General features: G+C 61.8%; 4 protein-coding genes and 1 pseudogene. 1 reads left to right on the top strand and 4 read right to left on the bottom strand.

Annotated elements, in window-relative coordinates:
- Positions 1-1,174 (bottom strand): glycoside hydrolase family 140 protein (locus MAXJ12_RS25390; RefSeq protein WP_008838934.1); only part of this gene is annotated, 1,174 nt, incomplete at its 3' end.
- Positions 1,175-1,584: 410 nt separating this feature from the next.
- Here MAXJ12_RS25390 and MAXJ12_RS25385 point away from each other — a divergent pair.
- The gene (locus MAXJ12_RS25385) at positions 1,585-3,021 is read left to right on the top strand and encodes an oligosaccharide flippase family protein (RefSeq protein ID WP_162097507.1); all 1,437 of its coding nucleotides are present in this window, start codon (positions 1,585-1,587) and stop codon (positions 3,019-3,021) included.
- 27 nt (positions 3,022-3,048) lie between these two features.
- Here the strand turns inward: MAXJ12_RS25385 and MAXJ12_RS25380 are convergent, their stop codons facing one another.
- The 3 genes and pseudogenes from MAXJ12_RS25380 to MAXJ12_RS37780 form a co-directional block, all read right to left on the bottom strand.
- Positions 3,049-4,035, bottom strand: a complete 987-nt coding sequence (locus tag MAXJ12_RS25380) for a glycosyltransferase family 2 protein (protein WP_008838932.1) — start codon at positions 4,033-4,035, stop codon at positions 3,049-3,051.
- A gap of 27 nt (positions 4,036-4,062) precedes the next feature.
- Positions 4,063-5,094 carry a glycosyltransferase family 2 protein gene (locus tag MAXJ12_RS25375; protein ID WP_008838931.1) on the bottom strand — a complete coding sequence of 344 codons (1,032 nt, stop codon included), beginning with the start codon at positions 5,092-5,094 and terminating at the stop codon, positions 4,063-4,065.
- Between the two features lie 757 nt (positions 5,095-5,851).
- Positions 5,852-6,330 (bottom strand): annotated as a pseudogene (locus MAXJ12_RS37780) (hypothetical protein); the annotation flags it as partial.

Here is a 6,330-nt window from a genome sequence, read left to right as displayed (position 1 = left end):
GCCCGCAAAGCCGTGCGAGATCCAGCGTGACGCTGCGGCTGGTCGGCAGGTAGACCAGCGCAAAGGAGCCGTCGCCTGCTCGCGCCGCCACCGCGCGCGCTTTTTCGCGTCCGCCGCCCTCGACCAGGAATGTGTTCGCGACATCGGGTTCCAGCAGCCACCATTTTTTCGACGACATCACCTTCAGGAGAAGGGTCATGCTTTGAGCGCCCCGGCTGTCGAGGGCCTGCTGCCAGCTGACTGGCGCCGGATAGATGCCTGGCCCGTCGAAATGCCAGATCGGATTGTTTCCGAAAATGTGTCCCATGGCGCCAGACAGGACAGCCTGGTAGGCCTGCATGCGCAGGCGATGTTCGCTCGCATCGTGCTCGTTTTCGTAGGCGCTCTCCATCAGGAAGAATGGCATGGCTTCCTTGCGGCCATATTCCGACAGTGCAGCGCCGTGCACCGGCCCGTAGGTATAGACATTGTTTATCGCCAGCCATGGCTCGCCGCTCCAGTGTTCGAGAGCGGGACTGCCTGGCGAACCGTGAGCCGTGTGGAGCGCGTCGGGATCGTTCTCTTGAATGCCTTCGACCAGCGCACGGATCAGGTCCTTGTCAGGCGGGTTGTAGTCGCCGCCCTGCACCCAGACGAGATTGGTGTGGTCCCCGTAGCGTTTTCCCAGGAAGCGGCCGTAGTCGCGCATGCTTTCGGCTCCGCCATCCTCCATCTCCCGGTACCAGCCTTCCGGACCGCCTCCGTTGCCGACATAGGAAGGCGTCAGCAGCACCAGCAAACCCAGCTCGCAGGCTTTGTCCAGCACCCAGTCGGCATGCTCGAAATAGGCCTCGTTGGGCGTGCGGTAGTCGCCGTCTCGCAGGAACGGGCGCTCGCCATAGGCGTTGGCGGGCGCGTCCGTCGCGAAGCGATGTTCGATCAGATTGACCAGTATCGTGTTGAACCCGCGGGCCTTGCGGTCCCGCAAGTAGCGTTCCGCATCTTCGCGGGTCAGCTGGACGACAAGCGACCAGGCGGTGTCTCCCTGCATGAAAAACGGGCGACCCGCGGCGTCCTCGAGATGACGATTGCCGGGCCGCACGCTGAGCGGGAAAGAAGCGCTGCCATCGCGCCCCGACGCGGTTTCGCACGCATGTCCGGCGACGGTCCCGGCAACCAGCAGGCAAACCGCCAAGGCAAAACGCCTCGAGGCTTGTTGCGCGGCTGGGCGTCTCGGCAGCCGGCCGGACCGCCTGGAGAATCCTTCGACATCGCTTTCAAAGGCTGATCGGTAAGGCACGGTTTGATCTCTTTCCGGATGATCGGACGGACGCAATCGAGCGCACCTTCCTGGTTGGCGCAGACGAAGTGCCTGTCCTTGCGTTCGCCATCAGGTTAGCCGAGCAAAACCTCGCGGCAATCCTGCCATAATGGGGATAAGGCTGCCCTGCGTACTCCTTTCGGGGGCATTCCTAACCATTATGTCCGGCATGACGCGGCGACCAGATTGCCGGAGAAACGGTGGTCGGCGAATGTCGCGGGTGGCAACGGCCGCACCGCATCTGGGGCCCCGAACGCATGGCGGTCGTCAAACGAGCACTCATTTTGAGTACTGGCGAACGTTATATCGCGCTGGTCAGCAATTTCGTGACCGTCGCGATCGTTTCCAGGATTCTCACGCCGGCCGAGATTGGCGTGTCGGTGATTGGAATGGCCTTCGTCGGCATCGCCATGTCGGCTCGCGAATTTGCGAGCGCGAATTTCCTGATCCAGCGTCAGCACCTGACCCGCGCCGACGTGCGCGGCGCGTTCACCGTCATGCTGCTTTTCACGTCGATCATCACCATCGCTCTGGCTTCCTCGGCCCCGTTGCTGGCGGGCGCCTACGGCGACGAGCGGCTGATCCCGTATCTGCGGGTCATCGCGGCCGCCTTTTTTCTCGAACTGGCGGCCGCTCCGGTCATCACGCTCCTGCGCCGTGACATGGCCTTCGGCAAGATCGCAGCCATCAACACCTCCGGCGCGGTCGCCGCGGCGGCCGTCACCATTTCGCTCGCGCTGCTTGGATTCAGCTATATGAGCTTTGCCTGGGCATGGGTTGCGAGCGCCGTCGTCACCGGTCTCCTGGCGGTTGGGCTTAGCCGTCAGTTCTGGATCTTCATGCCATCCCTGGTGGGCTGGCGCGCCATGCTCGCTTTCGGCGGCTACAATGGCGCGACGAGCCTTCTCTACAAGACCTATGAAGCCCTGCCCTACCTCCTGCTTGGCCGGATCCTGTCCCTCGACGCCGCAGCCCTTTACAGCCGCGGCCTGATGATTTGCCAGCTCCCGGACAAGGTCATCCTGGGCGGCGCCATATCGGTGATCCTGCCGGCCTTTTCGGCCGAGGCGCGGCAGGGCAGAAGCCTCAAGCAGCCCTACCTCAACGCCCTTGGGCTGATAACGGCTCTGCAATGGCCAGCGCTCCTGGTGCTTTCGGTTCTGGCCTATCCGATCGTCGACCTCCTGCTGGGGGACCAATGGCATGGCGTCGTAGCGGTTGTTCAGATCGTCGCGATTGCCTCGCTGTTTTCCTTCAGCTTCGAACTGAACTATCCGGTGCTGGTTTCGGTAGGCGCGGTGCATGACATTTTCCGCCGCGCGTTGATCGTCTGTCCCGTTTCCGTCGTCATCATCACGGTCGCGGCTTTCTTTGGCCTGCGAGCGGTTGCGTTCAGCCTGCTGCTGGTGATTCCGTTCCAGGCTTTTGTTTCGCTGACATTCGTGCGTCGTCATATCGTGATTGGCTGGCTGGAAGTTTGGAGCGCCGTGTGGCGCAGCGGCGTCGTGGCCGCCATAACCGTCACGGGACCCTTGGCCGTCGTGGTCTATATCGGATCCGTCGAAATTTCCCTCGTCCAGGCCTTGAGCGGGGCGGCTCTTGCTGCGGCCGGATGGCTGCTCGGCCTGTGGCTCACCGGTCACGCCCTTCTCACCGAAATTCTGCGAGGGGTTGCCGATTTCCGGCGCGGCGGGTTGGTGGCGCCTGGGGTCCTGAAGTGATCGCCCCTGCGATTCCAGCGGAGCGGTTTAGCTCTTCGTTGTCGAGCGGGCGGTCTGATGCATCCCCCGGAAGGACTCGAGCAGGCTGCGATCCATCCGGAAAAGATAACGGAAAGGCGGGATCAGAGCTACTTTCGGATCGAGCTTGATGGCGAGCCTGAACAGCGCAATCGCGCTTTTACGCCCGCGCGTGAGATCCTTGACTGCGCACCAGTAAGCTCGCTCGGCGATGCTGCGCCTGCCCAGGCGCAACAGCCTGTCGGCGTCGACCATGGCGCGTCCCTCGCGGCTGAAGAAGCTGTCGAGCGCGGCGACCCGCTCGACAAGGTCGCGGGTCCGCTCGGCGAGGAAGTCACGCGTTCTGTTGTGGCCGTGCATGCGCTTTACGCCGACAATCGCGCGGGTGTCGGCCACGCTGCCCAGGCGGGCCAGGCGCAACAGCATTTCGAAGTCGTCGGTGTGCGGGAGTTCGGTGCGGTAATGGCCCGCAGCCTTATGCGCGGCGGTGCGCGCCAGCACCATGCCGGCGGCAATGTAGGCTTCCGGATTGCGGCAGCGCTCGACAATGAAATCCGTTCCGTCACGGATCCGCCATGGCGCGGGAGGACCTGCGTTTGTCTGCACTGGAAACGGCTCTTCTTCGCGCCAGTGAACGTCGGTGCCGTAGGCGAAGCTGGTTTGCGGGTGCTGTTCCATGACGCAAACCATTCGCGCCAGGCTGCCAGGCGCCAGGAGATCGTCGGAACACAAGATCATGAGGTAGTCGGCCGTCGCCCAGTCCACGCCTTCGTTGAAGGAGGCATGGGGACCAAGATTGCGGGCGCGCAGGACGATCTCGATGCGCTTGTCCCTTGCGGCGAGTTCACGTGCGACCTGGGGACTGGAGTCGGTGGAGGCATTGTCGATGATCAGGATCCGCAGGTCATTGACCTGCTGGCCAAGAACACTGTCGACGCAGTCGCGCAGGAAATGCCCGTGCTGGTAGCAGGGAATGACGATATCAACGCTTGCCATAGCGATACTCGCGCTCCGCCCTGCCCGCTACGCCGCCGCAGACCTGTCGGGACCGCCCGATCCCTCCTTGCCGGCGGCAATCCTCCTGCGGAAGGGCGGCATTTCGGACACGATCTCGGCGGCGCGTTCGAGTGGGCGATCCATCTTCAAAATCCACTGGAGGGGAGGCAGCAGAGCCGCGCGGGGCCGCCAGCGATGCGACAGCCGCAACAGGTCGGCGCCGATGCGGCCATGACCCCTGGAGATGTGCGAGATCGCCGACCAGTAGGCATGTTGGCCAAGGCCCCTCCTTGCCTTGGCCATCAAAAGCTCTGCGCCGGGGACCGCCCTCCCCTCATTGGCAAAGAAGCTTTCGAATGCCGCCTCGCGTTCCGTGAAATCGCGCAACTGATGGTAATCGACGGACATGCGCGAGGCATGATACCTGCGGATCGCCTGGGGGACCCTGATGCTGGCGACGTCGCCGAGCGTCGCAAGGCGCAGCCACATTTCCAGATCGTCCGTATAGGGCAGCGACGCGCGATAGTAGCCTGCCTGCTTTTGCGCCAACATGCGCCGAATGACCGTATTTGCGCCGATGTTGTTGACGGGTGTCCGACAGAGCCGCTGGATGAAGTCCAAACCCCTGGTCACCTCAACCTGAGGCCCATTCGGTCTTGCCGCCAACGAGCGCACGGCGCCATTCGCCTCGAGCCTGGTTTCGATGCCGTGCGTAAAGCTGATGTCGGGGTCGCTGTCCAGAACGGCCGCCGCACGCGCCAGGGCGCCCGGCGCCAGCGCGTCATCGGCGTCGAGAATGAGAAAATACTCCGACGAACCCCAGTCGATCCCTTCATTGTAACTGAACGTGGCGCCCTTGTTGGTCGCGTGCGCCAGGACCTCCACCCTGCGGTCCTGGGCCGCGAGGCTTTTCGCAATCGCCAGGCTGTCGTCCTTGGACGCATTGTCGATGACGAGGACCCGCAGGTCGACACCCTTCTGCGTCAGGATGCTGGCGACGCAGTCGCCAAGGAAACGCCCGTAATTGTAACAGGGAACGACAATATCAACGCTGGCCATCGCAGTGCCTCATGCAGGGAACGCTCCCTTGGTGCGTCGGCGCGGCCGCTTGCAGCGCCCGGTCGGGGTTGATCTCCTCGCAGCTGTCGCCCAGCGCGGTCAGGAGCCCCCTGAAAACATGCTTGATCTGCACAGGCGATCCCTCCCACCTAGCCGTCGCGAAAATTCCGATCGGAACGGCTGGCCGCTTCTGGAGGTAGCGTGATGTCATGCGGTCATGCCGAACAGCTCGTTTCAACGCTTTCACGACAACACCACTGCCAGCGCATTCGGCGGCTATCGGAGCCGCTTGGCCCCTGTTGTGGCGCCGCTGAATGTTATCTTCTACGGCCTCAGCCGCTTTCGTAGGCACTGCAGGAATAGGACGGGCGACCGCGGCAGCCCTTCGCACGGCAAGGGCTAAGCGCTGGCTGTCCTGGAAACACTCTTCTCCGTTGGATACGCGGTCTCGCACGATTTGGACGCCAATCTGTCAAGAGCATTCGGCTCGCTGCCGGTCGAGCAGGGAACCGTAGCATCTTGGAGCGGCTGGTGGTCTTCAGACGTTGGAGGTAGATGTCTACGCCTTCCCGTGAATCTGGATGAAGGCGGGCAGCGATTTGCCTAGAGTCCTCTCTGATTGGGGTCGCTAACTAAGGTCGAATCGCAAAAGCAATCTCGCCTCGTCAGGGATAAAGAAGCTGGCGTCGAGCGACCCCGTGGGCACGATAGTGCCGTCGGATTATTATAATCATTGTCGCGTACCAGCTTAACAGATTCAATCGTTGTTTCTGCGTAACCTATTGGCGAACCAGAGGAACCAAGCGCTTACAGATTGTTTAACTCGGCTCTCAGCCTGCGGCGAGCCAGCAAGGTTCGATCCCCGAGCTATAGAGTCGTCCACTCGATATTTAGTCACCTCCGCAACAAAGGACTTTGCATCGGCCAACGTTGTCTCATCGGCAACCGGCAGCCGCAGCTTGTATTGGTTAATCCACTCGGGGCTGACAGGATACCTTCCCCAGAATTTCTGCTTCAGTTGGTTGGACGCTGTCTCTTGTGTGAGGCGATCTCGGACAAGACAATAGTAATCCCGGGGGACGGGATCAAAGTCAAAATTTTGATAAACAGGGACACCCAGCTGAAGAAGTTCAATGGCAATGGAAGAGTTACCAACGACGGCCACATGTTTTGTTGTTGGAATCGAATGAACAAACTCGACGTCAAAACCCGAAAGAACATCCTCAAGCGGCGGGC

The sequence above is a fragment of the Mesorhizobium alhagi CCNWXJ12-2 genome, assembly GCF_000236565.1.
GTDB lineage: Bacteria > Pseudomonadota > Alphaproteobacteria > Rhizobiales > Rhizobiaceae > Allomesorhizobium > Allomesorhizobium alhagi.
The sequence above is the reverse complement of the archived record's forward strand: the minus strand, read 5'-3'. Positions and strand labels throughout refer to the sequence as shown.